The sequence below is a fragment of the Pseudoalteromonas sp. SG45-3 genome (assembly GCF_014164075.1).
Taxonomy (GTDB): Bacteria; Pseudomonadota; Gammaproteobacteria; order Enterobacterales; family Alteromonadaceae; genus Pseudoalteromonas; species Pseudoalteromonas distincta.
In genome coordinates this window covers 101,939-125,095 of the sequence record NZ_JACJEN010000013.1, presented here as the reverse complement: position 1 = coordinate 125,095, position 23,157 = coordinate 101,939, and the positions used below count along the sequence as shown (strand labels likewise).

At 38.3% G+C, this 23,157-nt stretch carries 20 protein-coding genes and 1 tRNA gene; 7 read left to right on the top strand and 14 right to left on the bottom strand.

Going from position 1 to position 23,157, the window contains the following annotated elements:
* The 4 genes from H5126_RS14765 to H5126_RS14750 all read right to left on the bottom strand — a co-directional run.
* Positions 1–2,263, bottom strand: a 2,263-nt coding sequence (locus H5126_RS14765) for a FimV/HubP family polar landmark protein (RefSeq protein WP_310736037.1), incomplete at its 3' end; no start/stop codon positions are given.
* A gap of 353 nt (positions 2,264–2,616) precedes the next feature.
* The gene (locus H5126_RS14760; RefSeq protein ID WP_182720962.1) at positions 2,617–3,633 is read right to left on the bottom strand and encodes an aspartate-semialdehyde dehydrogenase; all 1,017 of its coding nucleotides are present in this window, start codon (positions 3,631–3,633) and stop codon (positions 2,617–2,619) included.
* Between the two features lie 48 nt (positions 3,634–3,681).
* Positions 3,682–4,803 carry a 4-phosphoerythronate dehydrogenase gene (locus tag H5126_RS14755; RefSeq protein ID WP_039484462.1) on the bottom strand — a complete coding sequence of 374 codons (1,122 nt, stop codon included), beginning with the start codon at positions 4,801–4,803 and terminating at the stop codon, positions 3,682–3,684.
* Positions 4,804–5,058: 255 nt separating this feature from the next.
* On the bottom strand, positions 5,059–7,281 hold the full coding sequence (locus H5126_RS14750) for a TonB-dependent receptor (protein WP_182715987.1): 2,223 nt from the start codon (positions 7,279–7,281) through the stop codon (positions 5,059–5,061).
* A gap of 408 nt (positions 7,282–7,689) precedes the next feature.
* On the opposite strand from H5126_RS14750, the gene H5126_RS14745 reads away from it, so the two are divergent.
* From H5126_RS14745 to H5126_RS14735, 3 genes are all read left to right on the top strand, one after another.
* Positions 7,690–8,280 (top strand): LuxR C-terminal-related transcriptional regulator, encoded by a 591-nt coding sequence (locus H5126_RS14745; RefSeq protein WP_182715988.1) that lies wholly within the window; start codon positions 7,690–7,692, stop codon positions 8,278–8,280.
* A 320-nt stretch (positions 8,281–8,600) separates the two neighbouring features.
* Entirely contained in the window at positions 8,601–9,731 is a 1,131-nt protein-coding gene (locus H5126_RS14740) for a porin (protein WP_182720961.1), read from the top strand.
* 12 nt (positions 9,732–9,743) lie between these two features.
* Entirely contained in the window at positions 9,744–10,151 is a 408-nt protein-coding gene (locus tag H5126_RS14735) for a hypothetical protein (protein ID WP_002962772.1), read from the top strand.
* 224 nt (positions 10,152–10,375) lie between these two features.
* Here H5126_RS14735 and H5126_RS14730 read toward each other — a convergent pair whose 3' ends face one another.
* The 8 genes from H5126_RS14730 to rlmE all read right to left on the bottom strand — a co-directional run bounded on the left by H5126_RS14730 (position 10,376) and on the right by rlmE (position 18,464).
* On the bottom strand, positions 10,376–12,001 hold the full coding sequence (locus H5126_RS14730; protein WP_024594860.1) for a methyl-accepting chemotaxis protein: 1,626 nt from the start codon (positions 11,999–12,001) through the stop codon (positions 10,376–10,378).
* A 209-nt stretch (positions 12,002–12,210) separates the two neighbouring features.
* Positions 12,211–12,295 (bottom strand) — tRNA-Leu (locus tag H5126_RS14725).
* 80 nt (positions 12,296–12,375) lie between these two features.
* Entirely contained in the window at positions 12,376–12,729 is a 354-nt protein-coding gene (gene secG / locus H5126_RS14720; RefSeq protein WP_002962769.1) for a preprotein translocase subunit SecG, read from the bottom strand.
* Position 12,730: 1 nt separating this feature from the next.
* A complete protein-coding gene (gene tpiA / locus H5126_RS14715) occupies positions 12,731–13,480 on the bottom strand; it encodes a triose-phosphate isomerase (RefSeq protein WP_002962767.1) in 750 nt (249 codons plus the stop codon).
* Positions 13,481–13,551: 71 nt separating this feature from the next.
* The gene (gene glmM / locus H5126_RS14710) at positions 13,552–14,901 is read right to left on the bottom strand and encodes a phosphoglucosamine mutase (RefSeq protein WP_002962765.1); all 1,350 of its coding nucleotides are present in this window, start codon (positions 14,899–14,901) and stop codon (positions 13,552–13,554) included.
* A complete protein-coding gene (folP, locus tag H5126_RS14705; RefSeq protein WP_182720960.1) occupies positions 14,901–15,746 on the bottom strand; it encodes a dihydropteroate synthase in 846 nt (281 codons plus the stop codon). Before folP ends, glmM begins: the two co-directional genes overlap by 1 nt.
* 78 nt (positions 15,747–15,824) lie before the next feature.
* Positions 15,825–17,768 carry an ATP-dependent zinc metalloprotease FtsH gene (gene ftsH / locus H5126_RS14700; protein ID WP_039485975.1) on the bottom strand — a complete coding sequence of 648 codons (1,944 nt, stop codon included), beginning with the start codon at positions 17,766–17,768 and terminating at the stop codon, positions 15,825–15,827.
* Positions 17,769–17,834: 66 nt separating this feature from the next.
* Complete coding sequence (gene rlmE / locus H5126_RS14695) at positions 17,835–18,464, bottom strand: 23S rRNA (uridine(2552)-2'-O)-methyltransferase RlmE (RefSeq protein ID WP_002963155.1); 630 nt, start codon at positions 18,462–18,464, stop codon at positions 17,835–17,837.
* Positions 18,465–18,552: 88 nt separating this feature from the next.
* Here rlmE and yhbY point away from each other — a divergent pair, with 88 nt between their 5' ends.
* The gene (gene yhbY, locus H5126_RS14690) at positions 18,553–18,849 is read left to right on the top strand and encodes a ribosome assembly RNA-binding protein YhbY (protein ID WP_002963153.1); all 297 of its coding nucleotides are present in this window, start codon (positions 18,553–18,555) and stop codon (positions 18,847–18,849) included.
* Positions 18,850–18,931: 82 nt separating this feature from the next.
* Here the strand turns inward: yhbY and H5126_RS14685 are convergent, their stop codons facing one another.
* Positions 18,932–19,432: a histidine phosphatase family protein gene (locus H5126_RS14685; protein WP_002963152.1), complete on the bottom strand. Its 501-nt coding sequence runs from the start codon at positions 19,430–19,432 to the stop codon at positions 18,932–18,934.
* Positions 19,429–20,583: a serine hydrolase gene (locus tag H5126_RS14680; RefSeq protein ID WP_182695454.1), complete on the bottom strand. Its 1,155-nt coding sequence runs from the start codon at positions 20,581–20,583 to the stop codon at positions 19,429–19,431. Before H5126_RS14680 ends, H5126_RS14685 begins: the two co-directional genes overlap by 4 nt.
* A 112-nt stretch (positions 20,584–20,695) precedes the next feature.
* On the opposite strand from H5126_RS14680, the gene H5126_RS14675 reads away from it, so the two are divergent.
* The 3 genes from H5126_RS14675 to H5126_RS14665 all read left to right on the top strand — a co-directional run bounded on the left by H5126_RS14675 (position 20,696) and on the right by H5126_RS14665 (position 23,133).
* Entirely contained in the window at positions 20,696–21,499 is an 804-nt protein-coding gene (locus H5126_RS14675) for a hypothetical protein (RefSeq protein WP_002963149.1), read from the top strand.
* A 478-nt stretch (positions 21,500–21,977) separates the two neighbouring features.
* Positions 21,978–22,760 carry a MipA/OmpV family protein gene (locus H5126_RS14670; protein WP_259413663.1) on the top strand — a complete coding sequence of 261 codons (783 nt, stop codon included), beginning with the start codon at positions 21,978–21,980 and terminating at the stop codon, positions 22,758–22,760.
* On the top strand, positions 22,750–23,133 hold the full coding sequence (locus H5126_RS14665; protein ID WP_182720958.1) for a DUF3019 domain-containing protein: 384 nt from the start codon (positions 22,750–22,752) through the stop codon (positions 23,131–23,133). Before H5126_RS14670 ends, H5126_RS14665 begins: the two co-directional genes overlap by 11 nt.
* Positions 23,134–23,157: the final 24 nt, after the last annotated feature.

Sequence of the window (23,157 nt, the reverse complement as noted above, 5' to 3'; positions counted from 1 at the left end):
CAGGCTCTTCTTCAAGTTCAGGCTCTTCTTCAAGCTCAGGCTCATCGTCAAGCTCGGGCTCTTCATTTAATGATGAAGCAAGCGACTCAATATCATCAACATTTAATTCTTCTTGAGCATCTGCTAAATCCTCAACTGAGTCTGCCAATGCATTATCAATTTCTGAATCTCTTACATCTGAATTTTTTACATCATCATCAATTAGGTTATCTATGTCGTCTAAATCAAAATCATCGCTTTGTTCAACTAATGAATCATTTGCAGTATCAACTGCTTCCTCATCAATTAAGCTATCTATGTCGTCTAAATCAAAGTCGTCACTTTCCTCAACTAATGAATCATTTGCAGTATCAACTGCTGCCTCATCAATTAAGCTATCTATGTCGTCTAAATCAAAGTCGTCACTTTCCTCAACTAAAGAGTCATTCTCAGTATCAACCGCAGTCTCATCAATTAAGCTATCTATGTCGTCTAAATCAAAGTCGTCACTTTCCTCAACTAATGAATCATTTGCAGTATCAACTGCTGCTTCATCAATTAAGCTATCTATATCGTCTAAATCAAAGTCGTCACTTTCCTCAACTAATGAGTCATCTGCAGTATCAACTGCAGCCTCATCAATTAAGCTATCTATGTCGTCTAAATCAAAGTCATCGCTTTCTTCTAGAAGTTCATCTTCGTCGAGTAACTCTGCATCAAGTGAGTCATCTACCACATCACTTTTTGGGTCATTCGCCTCATCAATTAAGCTAGCTATATCGTCTAAATCAAAGTCGTCGCTTGTATCAAGTTCAGCTGAAGTGTTATTTGAGGTATCTAATTCTGTTGATGTTTGATCTAATAATTCATCTATATCAAAATTATCTTCATCTGCAAGCTCTTCACTTAAAGCCGCCATTTCATCATGAGATTCTAAGCTGTCATCCTCTAAAGCTTCGCTTGTTTGCGGTGCATCAAATTCAGGTAGACTATCTTCTTCATCAAACAAGCTATCTAAATCGTCATTAGTTAGGATTTCATCATTGTTAATTGAGTCATCAGATAAGTCTAAATCTATATCTTCAGCGTTTTCATCTGAAGGTTGATCAAACCCTTGCTGCATAAAAATATCGAGCTCATCATCGTCATCGGTATTTTCATCATCAAAAACAATGTCATCGCTTAGCAAGCTTTCGAGCTCATCCTGATCAAGTAAATTTTCGTCGCCAGAAAAATCATCTAAGCCGTCGTCTAAATCATCATTAGGCAACATATCACTTTCGAGACTATCATCTAATTGAACACTCAAGTCATCTAAAGGGTCAGGTACAATTGGATCGTCATTTAAGCTTGGGCCTAAATCATCATCGCCAGTATAAGTTGGGGTTTGTGGTAAAAAGTCATCATCGTTTTGCGGCTCTTCTTGATTACTTGCTCGTTTGCGTAAAAACATAACGATTGCAAAAATAATCAGTAACCCAGGAATAAACATTAACAAGCCCAGTACTATGGGATTTGAAAATAATGAGCCAAAATCAAATGACTCTTTTGGTATTACTTCTTGTTTTTTTTGTTGGGCAATAATCTCGTTTTGTTTAACAATGAGTTCTTTTAACTGATTTTGAATTTCGCTGTCTTGTCCTAATTGCAAACGTAAGTTTTCGAGCTCTTTTGATATTCCTGATAACTGTTTTTTGAGATTATTATTTTCAACTAAAATCTCTTCTACATTACTAACTGAGCTTTTAAACTGTTGTTGTAACTCAACAAGCTTAGTACCTTGCTCTGTTTTTATTTCATTTAATTCTTTCTGTATCTCTTTTTTAGCATCGTCTACATCAATTTTACGCGCTTGAGTTACTTTTGTTTGCGCTGAGTTAATTTCGCTTTGTGTAAGCGTGCCATTTTTTTTCTTTTCCCATAATGCATCATCTTGCTCAGAGCGTTGCTTTGCGAGCTGCGTATTTACAGCTTTTATTTCGGCTAAGGTAGGGATTTTTAAATAGGCACCATTTTGAATGTGGTTAAGATTTTGTTCTAAAAATGAATCGGGATTTTTGTTATACAAAGCCTGCATAACTTGATAAATACTGACAGAATTGTCTGGGCGCACTTTAGCTGCTATACGCCAAAGCGTATCAGTTGGTTTAATTGGCCCAATTGATCGCCCTTGCGCACCATAGTCAACGCCTTTAGGCCCCTTTAATTGGGTACTGTCCTGAGAGTAAACTGGCGTTACTATCAATGCAGACGCTAATATAATAAGTGTAGCTAAACCGCGCATGCTGATCCTTTAATATTTAAATATTAATAAAACACCTAAAACTTAAGTGCATAAATATTGTTTATTATTGCTATTATCAGCCAAATGACTGACTCGCATTTATTATTACAATCTATTTTTATTGCAAGCTCTATTCCAATTACAAACTATAAACCAGTTAGAGCGTAATATCCATCGCAACACCTTGAAAATAAATGCCTTAAAACATCTTTATAAATATTAATTTATTGAGTGTTATCAATCAGTTTTTGTATTTTTAAAATTAAACGGCAAAAATTTGACAAGCTATATAAACAAAAAGCGGCAAACAACTACTGTTTACCGCTTCAAAAGCATGTTAGCGCAATTAACTATTACATGTAATTGGCAATAAGCTCTTCTGCAATTTGAATACTATTAGTTGCAGCACCTTTACGAGTGTTGTCACTTACAACCCACATGTTTAATCCATGAGGATGAGAAATATCAGCACGTAATCGACCTATATACACAGTATCGTTACCACTAGCGTCAGACACTGCTGTTGGGTAGTCACCTTCATCATCAATTAGCTCGACACCAGGGGCGTCTTTTAAAAGTTGCTTAACGTGTTCAAAGTCATAAGGCATGCGCGTTTCAATATTAATTGACTCTGAGTGCCCAAAAAATACGGGAACACGTACACACGTTGGGTTCACGGCAATAGTGGTATCACCCAAAATTTTATGAGTTTCGTTTACCATTTTCATTTCTTCGCGCGTATAACCATTATCTTCAAAACTATCAATTTGAGGAATAACGTTAAATGCAATTTGCTTTGGAAATACTTCATTAACCATAGGGCGTGCATTCATCAAATTAGCTGTTTGCTTTGCAAGTTCATCAACCGCGTCTTTACCTGCACCCGATACAGCTTGGTAAGTAGATACATTAATACGGTCTATTCCGTAAGCATCATAAATTGGTTTAAGTGCTAACATCATCTGAATAGTTGAACAGTTAGGGTTAGCAATAATATTACGATTTCTAAAATCAGCTAGACTTGAAGCATTAACTTCTGGCACCACGAGTGGTATTTCAAAATCATTTCTAAAGTGCGATGTATTATCGATTACAATACAGCCGGCTTCAGCAGCAATAGGAGCATATTTTTCAGATACACTGCCACCAGCAGAAAACAAACCTATATGCGCTTGGCTAAAGTCAAAGCCTTCAACGTCAAGTACTTCAATGGTCTCACCACGAAACTTTATATCTTCACCTGCGCTGCGGCTGCTAGCAAGTAAAAAAAGCTGATCAACAGGAAACTTACGATCTGCTAGCGTTTCAATGATTTGACGGCCTACTAAACCAGTAGCGCCAAGTACGGCAACGTTATATTTTTGCGACATATTTCTTCCTCTATAAACGACATTAAAACAACATCGTTAGTTAAATAATTATTCAGCTATGCTAAAGCCAAGCTGGCTAAGTGCTGCTAGTTGTGGGCTATCACCTTGTAGAAATAAGGTGCTAAATTCTCGCCTTATTGGATAGTTTTTACGTAAACTATCGAAGCCGTCGCTCTCTAGACGACGAAGTAATATTCCGTCATCGCGGCGAACGTCATAAATTAAATGCACTAAACGAGCAATATCTTGCTCATTAAGGCTTTGCGTAACAGTTGCATTTGTAACGGCTGGTGTTGGTAAAAAATCATCCAACGATTTAATCGCCTCAACACCTTTGAGCTGACACAGTTTTTGATACAACATTTGTGTACCACGAGCTTTCCCCTCAAGTGTATGCCCTGCAATATGCACACTAGCGTAACGAACATGCTCTAGTAATTCAGTTAAAATATTGGGTTCTTTCTCCCATACATCAAGTACTAAATCTAAATCAGCCCCAGCTTCCATTACCTCAAGCAATGCTTGGTTATCAATTACATCGCCACGGCTTGCATTAATTAGCGTGGTTCCTGGCTTAAGTGCTTTTAAACGCTCTTTACCCATCATGTGCAGTGTTTTATGCTCGCCACTTTTAACAAGGGGAACGTGAAAAGTAACAGCATCTGACTGCGCTAATAACTCATCAAGCGCTACATGCTCTTGTAATAAGCCTTGTTCGTGCTTAATCGGATCGCACAGCAGTACAACTACGTTTAATGCTTTTAATTTTTGCGCCAAACATGTACCAATGTTGCCCATCCCTACAATACCAATTGTTTGAGCACACAATGGACGCGCATTTTCTTGGCTTAATGCAAATAAGCTACTAATTACATATTCAGCTACAGCAACAGCATTACAACCAGGTGCACTTGTAAAAGCGATATTTCTATCATGCAGTAATTGCGTATCAATATGGTCAATGCCGATTGTGGCAGTACCTACAAAGCTCAACTTGTTAGCTTGTACCAAAAGTTCATGATTAACATTTGTCACCGAACGAGTAAGAAGAACATCTACATCTATTAATTGTTCAGGCGTTAATTTACGACCATCAAAACGCTCAACCTCACCAAAGTCTGCAAAGTACTGCTCAACTAAAGGCATATTTTGATCGGCAAGAATTTTCATTACAGAGTCCGTTTGGCAATTAAGAGGCGCCATTGTAGCGAACAACCTAGCCTTTACACAAACTAAAAAGGCGCATTTTAGTTAATACAAACACTCAAAAATGGGGATGTGGATTGTTTTAAATCAGCAATTAAAATTAGGAATTTAAACGATGCAAATAATAACCTTACTATTGAATACACAAAGGCCGAATCACAGCATGATTCGGCCTTTATTATGCAAAATAAACTTCAATTACATTTACTTGATTTTAGTTTATAGCTCAAAATCTTTTTTGAATTTCAAACCAAATTCACTTCGATCATTACTGCGCATTACGCCAACAAAACCTGATTGTTGTAGACGACCAACATCGTAAACTTCGTTTAGAACGTTTTCACCATACAGTGTAACTTCCATATCGCCATATGGATTAGTGTAGGAAATATTAAAACCAACTAGTTCACGAGAGTCAATGGTCTCACTTTGGTTATAAACTGATTGCCCTTGCATTTCGCTTCGGTACGAATAATTAGCATTAAGCGCAAGTGTTGCGCCGCTCTCTAAATCCATAAAGTAAGAAGGTGCAACCATGACAGTCCAGCGTGGTGTAAGTGCTGGTGAATCGCCTTTACCTATACCTTGTACACCCTCAGCCACTTCTGTTATTTCAGAATCTAAATAACCAACTGCACTGCGAATAGTAAAATCATCAGTAATAGCGACGGTTGTTTCAAGCTCAATACCTTGTGCTTTAGACTGACCCGCATTTTCTACAATTGTTACGAAACCGCCACCTGCTGTTGGGTCTGAAAACGGTAATGCTAAATCAGTGTAATCAGTCACAAATACCGCAAGCATCATAGATACATTTTCGTGTACTTGGCCTTTTAGACCCATTTCGTAGTTAATCGCTTTCGTTTCGTCAAATGATACAAACTGGTCTGGTCCACCAAATGGGCGCGGTGGAAAACCACCTGTTTGGTAGCCTTTTTGAATCTGGCCATACACATTCATATTATTGCTAAGCTGATAAGATGCATTTACATCCCACGTAACTGCATCAAAATCTGCACTTACATACTTACGAGTAGGAAATGATGGGAATATAGCATTTGCATCTTTTTCATCTTTTGAATAACGAAGACCACCACCTACCGTTAAATCGTCAGTTAAATCGTAGCTTGCATTAAAGTAGGCTGCGTAAGAATTAGTTTCTTGGTTAATTTCAAAATCGCCGTAACCACCAAATGATTCTGTTACTCCGTCATTCAATAAGCCATTGGGTGTATTAAATGGGCTGAATACAAATGGGCCTGAACGTGTAAAGCCATCTTCATTAAAAAAGTAAAGGCCTGACACAAAGTCCATATTATCAAATGTTGCATTTAGTTGAATTTCAAACGAGTACTGATCAGCTCCGCCCTCTTCTGGAAACTCAGATAAGTTTAAAGGTGATGCATCGTCATCTAGGCCACCTTCATACTCAGATGTACGGTAGCTTGAGATAAACTTAGTAGTATAAGTATCGTTAATTGCCCAATCAGCCGAGAACGATGTGCCCCAACCTGAGTAAGAAGTTGATTCAATACCTGCAACGGTTGTACCTAAATCATCAGGGTCTGATGGAATTAAATCTTGAGTCAATAATGGGAAGTCGCCATTAAACACATCGTTTGCATCTAGCGGGTCAGTTAATTCAATTGTGTAAGGCGATTGACCTGACTCGTTATCAACTCCATCTAAAGCAAAAGTGAATGCTAAATCGCTGTTCGCTTGCCATTTAAGGGCTACACGACCACTGAATTCCTCTTCCTCACCAATTTCTTTCTCTGGATTTGCTAAATTAACAGCTTCACCAACACCATCACGTGTTTTGTAAGATGCACTCGCAGACATGCTTAGTTCATCGTTTAGTGAGTTATTAAAATAAACATCACCAGCAATACGTCCACGACTTCCCAGCTTAGCTGAAGTAGTTACAATACCTTCATCACCAGGTTGCTTTGTAATTACATTTACAGCGCCACCTAATGTATTACGACCATATAAAGTACCTTGTGGACCACGAAGCACTTCAACACGCTCAACATTAGGTAATGATAAATTAGAACCCATTTGACGACCTAAATAAACGCCATCTAAGTATACGCCTACACCTGGATCAGTAGTTATTATGTGATCTTGCAGACCAATACCACGAATGAACACAGACGCATGTGCTGCATTACCAACACCGTAACGGGTGATGTTTAAGTTTGGAACATATTTACCAATATCTTCAAGATTACTCATATTGGCTTTATCAATTAGGTTCGCCCCAATTGATGTGATAGCGGTTGGAGATTCAAATAAGCTCTCTGTACGTTTACGAGCTGTGACTTCGATTTTTTCAAACGCGTCTTGTTTTGCGGTTGTTTTAGCTTCTTCAGCATTTACTGAGGTAGATAGTGCAGCGACAATTGCTAGGCTTAACTGTGAGAGTGTGCGTAGTTTCAAAATATTCTCCAAAGGATACCGTGTGATTTTTGTTATGCTTTTATATTGATAATATAAATTTTAGGCATAAAAAAAGACGCTAAATAGCATCTTTCCTCTGGACAGGTATTATATGACATTATTGTGAATAAATGTATAAATTATTTAAATAAATTCATAGAAAATGACAGTAATTTAAGCATTGTTAGCTTTAGATGAATTATCATAAATAAACCCCTCTAATATTTACCTCACTAATGAACTGTTTTAAAACAAAAAATCTCATAAATACTACTTTAAAGAGCGCATAAAACATACTCATACATGTACTTTAGTGTATAAAAAAAGAGCTAAAATACATTCAGGTATCATTGAAATTAACTAAAAATAAGAATATAGTGCTAAAATGTAGTCTATGGATAGAATATTATGAATATTGAAAATACAGCCAATAAAAGCCCCACATGCTTCACCAGCCCAAATTACACATCACTTTTTTGTGTTGCAGCTGACTTCAACGTCCTACTTGTTAATTATCAAGCTTTAAATGTTATTACAAACCATGAACTTATAAATCAGTTTATGCTAGAAAACGGTCATCAAGGCCTCGTTATTTTTGACGTGCCCAAAGACGGTGATGTTTTGGCATTAAAAGAGTGGCCTAATTTAAAAGGTTTGTTTTATGAAGGCACTGACGAAGTACTACTGCAGCAAGGATTACAAGCAATAGAACAAGGAAAACTTTGGTTTCCACGTGCGGTAACTGATGGTTGGATGAGACAAATGCTAGCGAGTGAACAACAAACTGCGCTGCAATCAAATAACTTAACCTGCAAAGAAATGAAAGTATTAAACTTGTTATTTTCTGGCTTACATTCAAGCGCAATTGCAGACACTTTATTTATCAGTGAAGCTACAGTTCGTGTACATTTACACAAGGTGTATCAAAAAATCGCTGTAAAAAACAAGCAACAAGCATTGCTTTGGTGTCAAAAAAACTTAAATAAGATCAATAGTTAAAACCGATTAAGCAAACTTGATAATAGCTATTGTAATTACTAGCAACATTCGTTCTAACTCCTTAACCAAAGAACGTAAAAAGAAAATTTAGTTATAATATTCCCGCCATTTTAAAAAGCCTTATTAACTAGATTTAAAGTTTATTCTAATAAAATCATACTATTCTGCTTTTAATACATACATAAAATATATATGTTACAAAATTAAAAAGCCGTTACTAAATTTATTTTTATTAACTTCCTAAATTTATTAGATAAAAAACACTATCACTTCTATAATCCTATTGAAATCAACATCTAAATAAAAAATAGGAAATACATATGAAAAAGCTATCTGTAGCAGTAGCTGTATGTGCTGTACTTGCATCTAGCTATGCAAGCGCTGAAGTACGTATTAATGGTTTTGCATCTATCGTAGGTGGTAAAAGCCTAGACAGTGATCAAACCTTATACGGATATGACGACGATATCTCATTTAAAAATGAGAGTAAGTTCGCTTTACAACTATCTGCTGATCTTCAAGAGAAACTGACGGCTACGGCTCAAATTATTGCGCGTGGAGAGGACGACTTTGACGCCACATTCGAATGGGCATATGTTACTTATGAATACAGCGATGAACTGCAATTTAGCGCTGGTAAAATGCGTGTCCCTTTCTATAAATACTCAGATTTTTTGGATGTTGGCTATGCTTATCGCTGGGTACGCCCACCTCGCTCAGTGTACGGTATCCCATTTTCGACTTATGAAGGCTTGAGTGTTGTTTACAACAATCAATTAGGAGATTGGGACTCTACTTTGCAAGGGTTTTATGGCGCATTTGATGGCGATATAAATGTATTTGGAGATAGCTTACCTGCTGAGTTAAATAATTTAGGCGGTATAAACTGGAGCCTATCATACGACTGGTTCAGTGCACGAGCTGCATATATTGTGGCCGACACTAGCATTTCATCTAATGACAGCGGTTTAATTGGACTTGTTGAAGTACTTAATACTAACGGTTTAACGAGCACAGCAAATGATCTTATTACTGACGAAGATGAAACAACCTTTGTTGGTATTGGCTTCTCTATTGACTATGATAACTTCTTATTTGATGCTGAATATACACAGTTTGAAGTAGAGGGAAGTATTTTGGCTGAACAATCACAATACTATGCCTCTGCCGGTTATCGTATAGACGATGTTATTGTTCACTTCACCTATGAAAAAAATGATGATAAACATGATTCGTCACGTTTTAATACTCTTGAATCAATTCCTTTATTAAATACTACAGTGAACTTTGCCCTAGAGAGCATGCGTGCAGAGAGTAACGTATACACAATTGGCGCACGTTATGACTTCCACCCTTCAGCTGCATTTAAAATTGACTTTAGTCGATTTGATGATGACATCACTGACACTGAAACGGATGTAGTAGCCGTTGGTGTTGATTTAGTATTTTAATTGGAGCGGAATATGAAAAAATTAATCCTAGCTAGTGCGCTTTCATTATGTTCTTTCGGTGCTTTGGCTGAAGTTGCAGTAATTGTAAATCCTGGTAATGCAAATGCACTTGATGCAGAGACTATTAAGAAAATTTACTTAGGAAAGGCCAAGTCGTTTGATAACGGCAATAAGGTCAACCCAGCAACTCAAAACGGTACCGCTATTGCTGATGAATTCAATTCTAAAGTGGTAGGTAAATCGAGCAGCCAATTAAATGCCTATTGGTCAAAACTTGTTTTTACAGGTAAAGGAACACCGCCTGAAAAGTTTGATTCAGATCAAGCTGTCATTGACTTTGTTGCCGCTAATGGTGATTCAATCGGCTATATAGATAGCAGTAAAGCAACTGATAAAGTTAAAGTGATTGCTACCTTTTAATTGCTATTATTAAATAAAAAAACCACCAAATCGGTGGTTTTTTTATAACTTAACTTTAATAACAATTCGCTCAATTAAGTGAGATATTTTGAGGGAGAAAAACGGTGTCGATAGCAAGGCAAAAGTTTCTTATTTAGTATTCTAAATAAGAAATTTTAACGCGGCTAGCGTCAGATCTGCCCTCTCAAATTGAATAAGCATTACTTCGAATTGATTTAGCTACGTTACTCAATTTTAAATTTAGCCGTGGCATCTAATAGGTTATCTGAAAGGTAATGAAGGTTTTTAGCTACATCCCTCACAGCCGTTAGCGAGTCCATTGTATCTTCAAATGATACGTGCATATTTGTCACGTTTTCTACAACCATAGCAGCAACTGATGTTTGCTCTTCTGTGGCAGCAGCAATTTGTGAGTTCATTCCATTTATTTCTAACATTTGCTCTGCAATTTTCTCTATAGAAATACCCGTTTTTTCTGCTGCAGTTGCATTATCTGTAGCCATATCTCTTGCAGTCGTCATTGCAGTAACTGATTCGTTAGCCGCTTCAGTTAAAGTAGTCAACAGCTCTCTAATCTCATTTGTAGAGTGAGCAGTTCGCGATGCAAGCTCTCTAACTTCATCAGCGACAACAGCAAAGCCTCGGCCATGCTCACCAGCACGGGCAGCTTCAATGGCAGCATTAAGCGCAAGTAAATTTGTTTGCTCCGCTATTGATGTAATAACATTTAATATTTGCGACACATTTTTTGTATCGTCTGCTAATTTATTGATAGTTGTAGCAGCGTGATTAATCTCATCACTTAACGTACGAGAAGCGGTTACTGATGTTTGTACTTGAGTTCTACTTTGCTCAACTTCTTTCTCTGCCGTTTGCGCTGCATGAGAAGCACTTGCAGCTGATTGAGAGATATCTCCTACACTCTGTTTCATCTCTTCCATCGATTGCTTTACAATCTCAGCATCAGTGGTTTGTTTAGTCGTTGCACGCTCCGCTTGTTCCATCCCCTGCACTAAGCGAGTAGAGTTTTCCATTAACGGTTCGCAAACCGCGATAATTTCTAACACCGTTTTTTTCAATATGCCAATAAAAGAGTTGAAGTTTATAGATACTTGACCTATTTCATCTTCAGAGTTAACTGTCAATTTAGTGCTTAGCGAGCCTTTACCGCTTGCTAATAAGCTTAAATTATTTGCCGCATCACTTGCCGAAGAAGCAATTCGCTTAGCTATCCAAATAGCCATAAAGAGCAATAAAATAAGCGATACAATAGAAACAACTAACATTAACGTAAGGGCGTAATCAGAGCGGTCCTTTGTGCTTGCAACAAGTTCAAAAAAACGATCGTCAGCTTTGACTTGTGCTGCCTTAAACTTTTCTAGGACATCGTTATAAAGCGCTGTTTTCCTCTGTGCTTGTTGTTGAATTTTACTAAAATCTGCTGTTCCATTTACCATGCCATTTGCGATAGTCGCTGATATTTTTTCGTAATTTGCGAGCTGCTCTTTAGTGTCACTGTGAATGTAAGAGGCATTTATTTTTTCTATCGCAATAATATTCAATTCAAGTTGCTTGTATGTGTCAGATGCTTTCTCGACTAAATCTTGCTCACCAAATGTTACGGCTTGGGTGTAAAGTTCGTCCAGCTTCTCTAAAATACCAACATTAGCTGATGTTAACTTAACAACTTTGTAGGATGATTTTTCCATTTCATCAAGTGCAATTCTATTATCATTCATAGCAAAATAGTTGATCAGAACAATCACTAAAAATGCAACGACAGCAATACTCGTAATCGCATGTATTTTTTTACTTATGCTGAGATTTTGAAAAGTGAAGCCTGAAGCCATTGTGAATACCTTATTTTATTGTCTAAATCTATTATCGGCTTATTACTCATAAGTGTTAACTAAATTTGTAAAATTTCTAGTTTTTTTTACAAACAATTCAAAATTCTACATAACTAATTGCCCTTTAAAAAAAGAAAGTACAAATAACATTCAATTTAAATCGCAGGCACAAAAAAACCAGTAACATTTCTGTTACTGGTTTCTAAATTTGGTGCGGATGGGGGGACTTGAACCCCCACGCCCGAAAGCACCACCCCCTCAAGGTGGCGTGTCTACCAATTCCACCACATCCGCATTTTTAAGCTTTCGCTTATTTGTTAAACATATGATTTATTTGAGGAGTATAAATCGTTTAACGATAGCATTACGCTAAATTAGTTCGGTACGTCAGAGCTTTGCTCTTTCGTAGATGTTACCGGAACATCTTCTTCAACAGGAACTACAGTTTCTACTGCAGGAGCTGCTTCTAGGTTTTCCCACTCGTCAGTCTTTTTAATTTGACCTGCAGTTAGGTTACCTAGCACAATGCTTAAAACAAAAAATACTGTTGCTAAGCTTGTGGTTGTTTTTGTCATAAAGTTACCAGCACCAGACGAACCAAAAACCGTGCCTGAAGCACCAGCACCAAATGAAGAACCCATATCTGCGCCTTTACCTTGTTGAATTAAAACCATTCCAACTAGAGCTAGAGCCACAACTAAATAAACTACTAATAAAATTTCGTACATCTTATACAGTCCCTTTTGCACTGTTACAGATTGCAGAAAAAGATTCTGCTTTTAGACTTGCGCCGCCAATTAAGCCGCCATCTATATCTGTTTGTGCAAATAATAATTCGCTATTTTTTTCATTAACGCTACCACCATATAAGATGGAAAGCCCTTGTGCTAAAGTGCTATCAAGTGCAGCAATTTTATCACGGATAAATTTATGAACAGTTTGTGCCTGCTCTGGCGATGCAGTCTTACCTGTGCCTATGGCCCAAACGGGCTCGTATGCTATCACAGAATCTTTCAGTGCTGCTACACCTAATTTTTCAATTACTGCATCAATTTGTGCAGCAACGACTTGTTCGGTTTGACCGTTTTCTTGCTCACTTTCACTTTCGCCAACACATAAAATTGGTGTTAACCCAACTTCTTGTGCTCTAGCAAACTTTTCAGCGACAGTTTCATTACTTTCGTTATAAATACTGCGGCGTTCAGAGTGACCAACGAGTACGTAAGTTGCACCTAAGTCTTTTAGAAGCTGTCCGTCTACTTCACCGGTAAACGCACCAGGTGTATTTTCAGAAACAGTTTGAGCACCTGTAGAAACACCACTAGCTATCATCGCAGGTACAAGTGGGAATGGAGGAAATAAAACAATGTCCATCTCTTGTGATTTTACATCGTTAATAGCATCAGACATTTGTTTAACTAGCTCTAACGAACCATTCATTTTCCAGTTGCCTGCGACCATCGCCTTGCGTATTGCCATTTTCCACTCCACATTAGAAAGCGGGCGAGATATTAACTTTTCTCGCCCAAAGTTACAAGAGGTTATTGTTATTAATCAGTCTGTTTGCTCATAGATTCTACAACAGCTGCAATTTTTTGAGCGCTGTCTATTACAATTTTTTCTTGCTCGGCTTCAACCATAACACGAACAACAGGTTCTGTGCCTGATTTGCGCAGTAAAACTCGGCCTTTGTCGCCTAAAGCAAGCTCAACTTCTGCTACAGCTGAAAGTACCTCTGGCGCTTTTGTCGGATCTGTTCCAGCGGTATAGCGCACGTTAATCATTTTCATTGGATATTTAGTAAAACCAGCACCCAAATCTTGTAGTGTACGGTTTTGTGCAACCATAGCTGCAAGTACTTGCAAACTTGATATAATGCCATCACCCGTGCTAATTAAATCTAAATTTAATACATGGCCTGAGCTTTCACCGCCAATTTTCCAGCCTTTTTGCTGTAGTAATTCCATTACATAGCGGTCACCCACTTTACTGCGAGCAAACTCGATACCTTTTGCTTTTAAAGCATTTTCAAGACCCATGTTAGACATTACAGTGCCAACTACACCTCCACCCAACATATCATCTTCGGCAGCTTGGCAAGCAATAATATAAACTAAATCGTCACCATCAAATACACGACCATTATGATCAACCATCATTACACGATCGCCATCCCCATCGTATGCAATACCTACGTCAGCTTTAAATTCAAGCACTTTGCGTTTAAGGGTATCTACATGAGTAGCGCCACATTCATGATTTATATTAACGCCATTAGGCTCGCATGCATGTGTTATAACTTCAGCGCCAAGTTCGCGCATGACAGAAGGAGCTATATGGTATGTAGCGCCATTTGCGCAATCGACAACAATTTTAAGCCCTTCTAAAGATAACCCTTGGGGGAACTGGCTCTTACAAAACTCTATATAACGGCCGTCTGCACTAACTAAACGCGAAGCTTTACCTAGTTTATCTGAAGCAACACATGTCATTTGCTCATCAAGCATCGCTTCAATTTGAAGCTCTACTTCATCGTCAAGCTTTAGACCCTGCCCATTGAAAAACTTAATACCGTTATCGTAATAAGGGTTATGTGAGGCACTAATTACTATACCTGCCTCTGCACGAAATGTTTGCGCTAAATACGCAACTGCAGGTGTCGGCATTGGACCCAGTAATACAACATCAATACCAGCGGCAATTAAACCAGCCTCAAGTGCAGTTTCAAGCATGTAGCCAGAAATACGCGTATCTTTACCTATAATGACTTTTTTAGTACCACTTTGAGATAATACGCGCCCTGCAGCCCAACCCAACTTCATTGCAAACTCAGGGTTAATAGGTGGCGTTCCTACTAGACCACGTACGCCATCAGTACCAAAATATTTTCTTTCTTTCATTATGCAATTCCTTTCTCGCAGGCTTGATATACACCAAGTACGTCTGCGGTTTCTTTAACGTCATGTACACGAATAATTTTTGCGCCATTTTGCGCCGCGATTAACGCACCCGCTAAGCTGCCCGCTAATCGCTCATTTGTTTCTCTATTTAATAGATTACCTATCATCGACTTACGAGATAATCCGGCCAATAATGGCAAACCTAACTTGTTAAAATCATCAAACTTAGCCAATATTTGATAGTTATGGCTAAGTGTTTTTCCAAATCCAAAACCAGGGTCTAGAATAAGTCGCTCAAACTTAATCCCTGCTGTTTCACATGCTTTAATACGTTCACTAAAAAAAATATTTATATCTGCAAACAGATTGTCGTAATGAGGTGCGCACTGCATGCTGCGAGGTTGCCCTTGCATATGCATTAAACAAATTGCTACATCTTCATACTGCGCAACCGTTTCTAAGGCGTTTATTTCTTGTAGAGCTCTTACATCATTGACTATATCTGCCCCTGCAAGTATTGCTTGCTCCATTACTTGTGCTTTACTGGTATCAATTGAAATAACGCAATCACTGTGCTGACGTATCGCTTTAATAGCGGGGATTACTCGGGCAAGTTCATCTTTTAAACTCACATCTGGTGCGCCTGGGCGGGTAGACTCCCCCCCAATATCAATTATTTGCGCACCATCCTCTAACAATTGCATTGCGCGTTTTAGCGCTATTTTGGGGTCTAAAAACTGCCCGCCGTCAGAAAATGAGTCTGGCGTTACATTCAATATTCCCATAATAACGGGCTTTTCAAGATTAAGCGTACGCCCTCTCGGAAGCTTTAATATGTTAGTCATTGCCAACCTTTATTCTTTTTCTAAATAGCTGATACAAAAAAGCCCCGAAATTCGGGGCTTTCATTACTATTTTAACGATTATTCAGCTTTGTCATCAAGGTTTGTTTCATCTTTTTTCGATGAATCATCCGCTTTTTGACTTTCATCAAGCACTGGCTCTTGAGGCTCTTGCTCTTTTACCGGCTTAGCTTCATGGCGGTCATGAGCATCGCGCGGCTCACGCACTGGTTGGCGCGCCATTAAATCATCAATTTGCTTAGCGTCTATTGTTTCGTATTTCATTAACGCGTCTTTCATTGAGTGAAGAATATCAATATTTTCTTTTAATATTTCTTCTGCTCTTTGGTAGTTACGATCTGAAAACAAGCGTACTTCAGCATCAATTACTTTAGCAGTATCATCCGACATACTAGATGCACGGCTTCCGCCACCACCCATATACATCTCGTTTTGATCTTCAGCGTAAAGCAATGGACCTAGCTTTTCACTTAAACCCCAATGTGTAACCATTTTACGTGCAATATCAGTTGCGCGCTCAATATCGTTACTTGCACCCGTTGTTACTTTGTCAGCACCATAAATAAGCGCTTCAGCAATACGGCCACCATAAAGGCTTGAAATCATTGATTCTAAAAGCTCTTTTGAATGACTAACACGGTCTTGTTCAGGCAAGTACATTGTTACACCTAGCGCACGGCCACGTGGAATAATAGATACTTTGTAAACTGGATCATGTTCAGGAACCATACGGCCCACAATTGCGTGGCCTGCTTCGTGATATGCTGTCATTTCTTTTTCTTGCTCGCTCATCACCATGGTTTTGCGCTCTGCGCCCATCATGATTTTATCTTTAGCAGCATCAAATTCAGCCATACTTACAACACGTTTATTACCACGTGCAGCATAAAGTGCAGCTTCGTTTACTAAGTTCGCTAAATCAGCGCCAGAAAAACCTGGTGTTCCACGCGCTATAAGAGCCGCCTCTACGTTATCGCCTAATGGCACTTTACGCATGTGTACTTTAAGTATTTGCTCACGACCACGGATATCAGGTAAACCAACTTCTACTTGGCGGTCAAAACGACCTGGACGAAGTAATGCAGGATCTAGAACATCTGGTCGGTTAGTTGCCGCGATAACGATAATACCTTCGTTACCACCAAAACCATCCATTTCTACTAGCATTTGGTTGAGTGTTTGCTCACGTTCATCGTTACCGCCGCCCATACCTGCGCCACGTTTACGACCAACCGCATCAATCTCATCTATAAAGATAATACAAGGTGCCGCTTTTTTAGCTTGTTCAAACATATCACGTACACGTGACGCACCCACACCGACAAACATTTCAACAAAATCTGAACCAGAAATTGTAAAAAACGGTACTTTCGCTTCACCCGCAACAGCCTTTGCAAGTAACGTTTTACCAGTACCAGGAGGACCAACCATTAGTACGCCTTTAGGAATACTACCGCCAAGCTTTTGAAACTTAGAAGGGTCACGTAAAAAGTCTACCAATTCGGTAACATCTTCTTTCGCTTCATCACAACCAGCAACATCTGCAAACGTTGTTTTAATTTGATCTTCGCTCATTAAACGAGCTTTACTCTTACCAAATGACATAGCGCCTTTACCGCCGCCGCCTTGCATTTGACGCATGAAGAATATCCATACACCAATAAGCAGTATCATCGGGAACCAAGAAATAAATATACTTGCTAAGAATGATTGCTCTTCAGGTTGTACACCCTTCACATTTACATCATTTTTAAGTAAATCATTTATTAAGTCTTCATCGTACATTGGCATCGTTGTTTGAAAACGTTCACCACTGCTCTTAGTACCAGTAATATTTCCTGTACCGCGGTCGATAATAACTTCTTGTAAAGAGCCACTGCGGACATCTTTAACAAATTGAGTGTAACTTGTTTGACGATCAACTTGCTCGCCACCATTAAAGCTCTGAAAGACTGACATCAGCACAACTGCAATCACCAGCCATAGTATTAAATTTTTCGCCATATCGCTCAAGGGGTTAACCTCTTGTATCCAATTAATTTAAATTCAACTAAACGCCAAGCAACTGTACTACAGTTTGTATCCAGTCGCTACTATATATACTTCCCGAGAACGGGCACGTGAGGCATCAGGTTTGCGTATTTTCACTGCTTTAAAACTATTACGTACATCTTGCAAGTATTGATCAAAGCCTTCACCTTGGAAAACCTTAACAATAAATGCGCCATTTTTCTTTAGTACTTGACTACACATATCCAGCGCAAGTTCTACCAAATACATACTACCCGCTTGATCTACTGAGTTATTACCACTCATATTTGGTGCCATGTCAGAGAGTACCACATCAACATTTTTACCATCAATACGTTTTAGCAACGCATTTAACACAGCTTCTTCACGAAAGTCACCTTGTAAAAAGTCAACACCCGCAAGTGAGTCCATAGGTAATATGTCACAGGCAATTACTTGACCTTTGTCACCTACTTTTTCTGCCAAATACTGTGACCAGCTTCCTGGAGCTGCTCCTAAATCAACAACGGTCATACCAGGGCGAAGTAACTTATCTCTATTTTGTACTTCATCTAATTTAAAAACCGCTCGTGAACGCCAGCCTTTTTTTTGCGCTTCTTGAACATATTTATCATCAAAATGTTCTTTCAGCCATCGCTGTGAACTGGCTGACTGTTTTTTATTTGTCATAAATTAACACGCAACTAATTAGTAATATTCTCTAGATGGCGTTAGAATACCCTTAATTCAAGCCATATTCAGCAAAATTTGTATAAACATGACATTATCAAACAAACAAAAGCAGTTTTTAAAAGGTCAGGCACATAGCCTCAAGCCTGTAGTTTTACTAGGTTCTAACGGTTTAACCGAAGGCGTAGTAGTCGAAATTCAAAGTGCATTAGAAATTCACGAATTAATCAAAGTTAAAGTTCCAACTGATGATCGTGAAACAAAAGCACTTATTTTTGAAGCAATCGTACGTGAAACTGGTGCGACTAAGCTACAAACGATAGGTCACACTATTGTGCTTTATCGTCAAAGTGTTGAGAAAAAAATACATTTACCACGTAATTAATTAATCCTATTTAAAGGATTTAGTACGTTTAAATTAAAAAACCAGCTTAATGCTGGTTTTTTGTTACCTAACACTTTTTAATTTAAAAGCTCATTGTATGGTGCGTTACATCATAATCAGTGCCATTACTTCTGGGCTTATTATGCAATATAAAATACTGAGTAAATTGTGTCTCACTCATAGCTGGCACTTTTTCATTGGAGAGTAGTTCAGCCAGTTGCGGCGTCGTATTACTGTGCCCAATAACAACAACTACACCCTTTAGTTTGAGTAACTCATTTTTTAAATCACCTAGCTCACCTGCGTTATACACATTTAATTTGGTATTAAAATGTGCCTGCAAAGGTGCGGCTGTTTGCAACGTGCGTTTATAGTTGCTGCTAAAAAGATGTATATTTTGATGTTCTTTAAACAAAGTAACTAAATTATTTGCACGTGCCTTCCCCTCTTCTGAGAGCGCTGGGTTTTTCCCCGTTAACTTTTCGCTATGACGAAACAAATATACCTCGTCAGGTGCGGCAAATGCCAAACTACAATTAAATGACAAGGCTAAAAAAGTGATTGCTAATATTATTTTATTCATATTTTTTTACCTCGTTTGTATTCTAATAGCCTGTCGATAAATTCAGTCGTTAATTCATTTATTACACCGGTTTCAGCATTAACGATTAAACTAAAACCAACATTTAATTGGGGAAACACAACCACATCGCTTCGATATCCTTGCACCCAGCCACTATGATAGTAAAGCGTTTCATCAGCATAATTATAAACCCGCCAACCTAGTCCGTAATAAGCCTCATTAAGGTGTTTTTTCCACACCCTGCGATGCATTTCTTTTTTTGTATGTGTATAAGGACGCGTTTGCTTTGCTAGAGTATCCAATGACAAAACATCAGGGTATTGCCCTAGCTGGGCTTTTAACCAAATGGCCATGTCACTTGCACTTGCGTTTACACCCGCTGCAGGTCCCACTTTATAATAATTTTTTTTAAGCTTAGCGCTATACCAACGTTTTGTACCGCGCACGTGTGGTAATGCGTAATTTTCATCCTGAACCATAGATTCAAAACCTAAGCTGGCATCACTCATTTTTAAAGGCGCAAAAATAGTTTCTCGTAACCACTGCGCGTAACTTTTACCGCTGCTTTGTAATATCACATTACCTATAAGGCTAAACATAACATTTTGATAACCATAACATTCGCCTGGTTTGCAAATAGGTTTAACACTAAGTAATTTTTCAACAATACTGGGGTAATCCATACGAGACTCTATCAAATTATCGTACGCATTAGGCACTAAACCACTTGCATGACTTAGAAGGTGAAATACCTTTAAATCATCTTGATAAACAGTCCCTTTGAACTCAGTTATGTAATCGCTAACAGCTTTATCTAATTTAAGTAAACCCTCATTGGCTAATTTAGCAGATAACGAGCCTGCAAATGTTTTAGAAACAGACGCGAGCCTAAACCGGGTATGCTTATTTACTTTTTGTCCATTTCGGGTTTTAGTTACACCCATAGTATGTATGTAGTCTGAGTTATTTGTACTTACAATCGAAAGTGCAGCGCCTGGTATACCTTTATTTTTCAGTTTTTTTTGCGTATAACGGCCGTACTTTTTTACAAATGCATCCCAATCAGGATCTGCTTTTGCTGCATAACTCACAGAGCTAAACAACAAACACAAAGCAGGTAGGCTATACAATAAAGATTTGAGATACTTCATTTTTATAAATTTTATCTTTTTAACTACATCTATGTAGATAATATCATGAAGTTTTGTTTGGACTAACGTACAATACGACGATTATTTGGTTTTTAGTGAGTGTTTAGTACTTATGCGTTTTTTAGTTGTGTCACTTTTTGTTATATTATCAACTGGTTGTACTCTTACAAAGCAGCCGGCCGAGCCACTGGCTATGCCATTAAAGCCAACATTAAAAAGTCAGACCTACCAGCTTGAGTACACCACAGAACACTCATCCCCAAAAGTTAAATCCGTTCAACTTCCTGCACATAAGGTAGTTAGAAACCAAACTGTAAAAATTATTACCGATAAGGCAAGTGTAACCGATAAACTTTTATCGCAAATTAGCCAAGCACTTAACGATAAACAACTAAAAGTAACCACTAAAAATAACAGCGACTACACACTAACTATTCAGCAACTTGATTTAACTTTCACTGACGATGTTAAGTACGCAATAAAGCAACCTGAGAACCCTTTTACATTATATTCAGATATTGCTCAGCAATACCCAACTCAGGAATGCGCTGCAATATTTGCACAAGTAAGTATGCGCCTCACACACAAAGCATCAGGTGATGTTGTTTGGTTTGCTAAATCTTCTATTGATAGTGCAAGTTTTCATCGTGAGCCACTAGTTTATAGTTTCACCGAAGAGCAAAAAATAACTAATGAGCTTGAGGTTGTCGCTTTTGTCCATCAGCAAAATACTGATGAAGCCCGCATGGAAAGACTTGGAAAAGACATTCAAATTCCTCAGTACAAAACGTTGTCAAAGTTATCTAGCCTTGCCAAGCTTAGTGGTCCATGTAACAGAACAGAAGTAAGCGCATTAACGCCTATGATGCAGTTTTACTTAAGCAGTATATTAATCGATAAAATTAAAGTTCAGTAAATTAGGGTCTGTTGATCTTTACGAATTAAAATTTGTTCAAACTAGGGGCTATTTAATCGCGGCGTTAGGTTTGTAACCTAGTGGGCTCGATAACTGCTCCTGCGTTATTCTAATGGCTTACATCCATGTAATAATAAGTAAAAACCGAGCAACAAAGCGTAAATAGCCCTTAGGAAAAACACTTTGGGCAGCGCCTGTTTGGCATTAATGCTACGTTATCGCCCATTTATGGGGAATAGCCACACTGCATAGGCTCTGCCTTGCCTAAATACCAAACAGGCTGCTGAAAATTTAACCTTGAAAGTTCAACAGACCTAACACTTACTACATTTTTTTACAGATTAAAGGAACGAATTAACAATATACTACGCTTAATAACAAATAATAATTAGGCCCCATAGGGATGAAAAACACTTTGCTTAACCATACTTTAGTTAGCATAACATTGCTTTTTTGCTTTATTTTTAGCACCACAAGTATGGCAAGTAATCGCTATTATGCAGACAATACGTTAGAACCAACCCAAGGCTTTGCGTGGGATTGGAGTGCAGGTGCGGGCTTTTATATTGAAGATTCTTACCTAATCGGTATCGAATCTTACGATAAAGGCGTTGAGCTTGATTTAAGTCTTGCTGTTTCTTACGATAAATTTTATCTTGATTTTGATCACAATCAACTCAGCGGTGGTCTTGTAATTGGTTACAGCCTTATAGATAAATTTGATTGGGGCTTAGATATACTTGGCACAAATACTCAAGCCGGGTTTGACGAAAAAGGCCTCGGGTTTTATAACCAGGGTGTTATAAAAGAACTCCAAGGTATTAAAAAACGTAATTACGATTTTGATGTTGGTCTTAGGCTCTCGCGCCGATTTGAAAATTCACAATTCTCCTTTGAATACCTTCATGACGTATCTGGTGCCCATAATGGCTGGGTTATAAATAGCTTTTTTACCCACATTTTGCCATGGCGAAACTGGGAGTTTAGATCTGGTGTTGGTTTAAGCGCCTACTCTGCTGACTTTACAAATTATTACTTTGGCATTGATAGCGATGAAGCCACCAGCCTTCGCCCGATTTATAGCAGCAATGCCAGTACTAGTATCATCTTTGAGTTCCATGCTGAATATCCAATAAGCCAAGATTGGGTGTTTTTATCCGGTTGGCTTACTACATGGTTTTCAAAAGAAATTGACGACAGTCCAATTATTTCCCAAGGATATCAACATAAAGCCAAGGTAGGCCTACGTTATGTATTTTAGATGGATCTGGGTATTACTGATCTTTCCCAGTACCTTTACTGTTAAAGCGCAGGACCCCCCTGAAGCACTCATAGCACTACCCGACACTTGCGTTGCACTGCGCGAAGGGCGTAATTGCTATGCCGATGTTACACTTACGTGGGAGCAGCCTATCATTGGTAATTACTGCCTACGCGATGCAACTTCAAAGTACATTATGCAATGTTGGCTAAAGCAACAAAGTGGTACTTTAAATTATGCTTTTGACTCACAGCAAAGCATTTCATTTGAACTATTTGATAGCAATACATCCAAAGTCATCAGTACAGCAGAAGTAAAACTACAATGGGTTTATCAAAACAGACAAAAAAAACGCCGCTGGCGACTATTTTAATACCAATCGTATTAGGGATATTTT

What these genes read in the sequence shown, in the direction of transcription:
- H5126_RS14760 (WP_182720962.1), bottom strand. Translation starts at nt 3,633, where the DNA reads ATGTCGCAAAAATATAACGTTGCCGTACTTGGCGCTACTGGTTTAGTA.
- H5126_RS14755 (WP_039484462.1), bottom strand. Translation starts at nt 4,803, where the DNA reads ATGAAAATTCTTGCCGATCAAAATATGCCTTTAGTTGAGCAGTACTTT.
- H5126_RS14745 (WP_182715988.1), top strand. Translation starts at nt 7,690, where the DNA reads ATGAATATTGAAAATACAGCCAATAAAAGCCCCACATGCTTCACCAGC.
- H5126_RS14740 (WP_182720961.1), top strand. Translation starts at nt 8,601, where the DNA reads ATGAAAAAGCTATCTGTAGCAGTAGCTGTATGTGCTGTACTTGCATCT.
- H5126_RS14735 (WP_002962772.1), top strand. Translation starts at nt 9,744, where the DNA reads ATGAAAAAATTAATCCTAGCTAGTGCGCTTTCATTATGTTCTTTCGGT.
- H5126_RS14730 (WP_024594860.1), bottom strand. Translation starts at nt 12,001, where the DNA reads ATGGCTTCAGGCTTCACTTTTCAAAATCTCAGCATAAGTAAAAAAATA.
- secG (WP_002962769.1), bottom strand. Translation starts at nt 12,729, where the DNA reads ATGTACGAAATTTTATTAGTAGTTTATTTAGTTGTGGCTCTAGCTCTA.
- tpiA (WP_002962767.1), bottom strand. Translation starts at nt 13,480, where the DNA reads ATGGCAATACGCAAGGCGATGGTCGCAGGCAACTGGAAAATGAATGGT.
- glmM (WP_002962765.1), bottom strand. Translation starts at nt 14,901, where the DNA reads ATGAAAGAAAGAAAATATTTTGGTACTGATGGCGTACGTGGTCTAGTA.
- folP (WP_182720960.1), bottom strand. Translation starts at nt 15,746, where the DNA reads ATGACTAACATATTAAAGCTTCCGAGAGGGCGTACGCTTAATCTTGAA.
- ftsH (WP_039485975.1), bottom strand. Translation starts at nt 17,768, where the DNA reads ATGGCGAAAAATTTAATACTATGGCTGGTGATTGCAGTTGTGCTGATG.
- rlmE (WP_002963155.1), bottom strand. Translation starts at nt 18,464, where the DNA reads ATGACAAATAAAAAACAGTCAGCCAGTTCACAGCGATGGCTGAAAGAA.
- yhbY (WP_002963153.1), top strand. Translation starts at nt 18,553, where the DNA reads ATGACATTATCAAACAAACAAAAGCAGTTTTTAAAAGGTCAGGCACAT.
- H5126_RS14685 (WP_002963152.1), bottom strand. Translation starts at nt 19,432, where the DNA reads ATGAATAAAATAATATTAGCAATCACTTTTTTAGCCTTGTCATTTAAT.
- H5126_RS14680 (WP_182695454.1), bottom strand. Translation starts at nt 20,583, where the DNA reads ATGAAGTATCTCAAATCTTTATTGTATAGCCTACCTGCTTTGTGTTTG.
- H5126_RS14675 (WP_002963149.1), top strand. Translation starts at nt 20,696, where the DNA reads ATGCGTTTTTTAGTTGTGTCACTTTTTGTTATATTATCAACTGGTTGT.
- H5126_RS14670 (WP_259413663.1), top strand. Translation starts at nt 21,978, where the DNA reads ATGGCAAGTAATCGCTATTATGCAGACAATACGTTAGAACCAACCCAA.
- H5126_RS14665 (WP_182720958.1), top strand. Translation starts at nt 22,750, where the DNA reads ATGTATTTTAGATGGATCTGGGTATTACTGATCTTTCCCAGTACCTTT.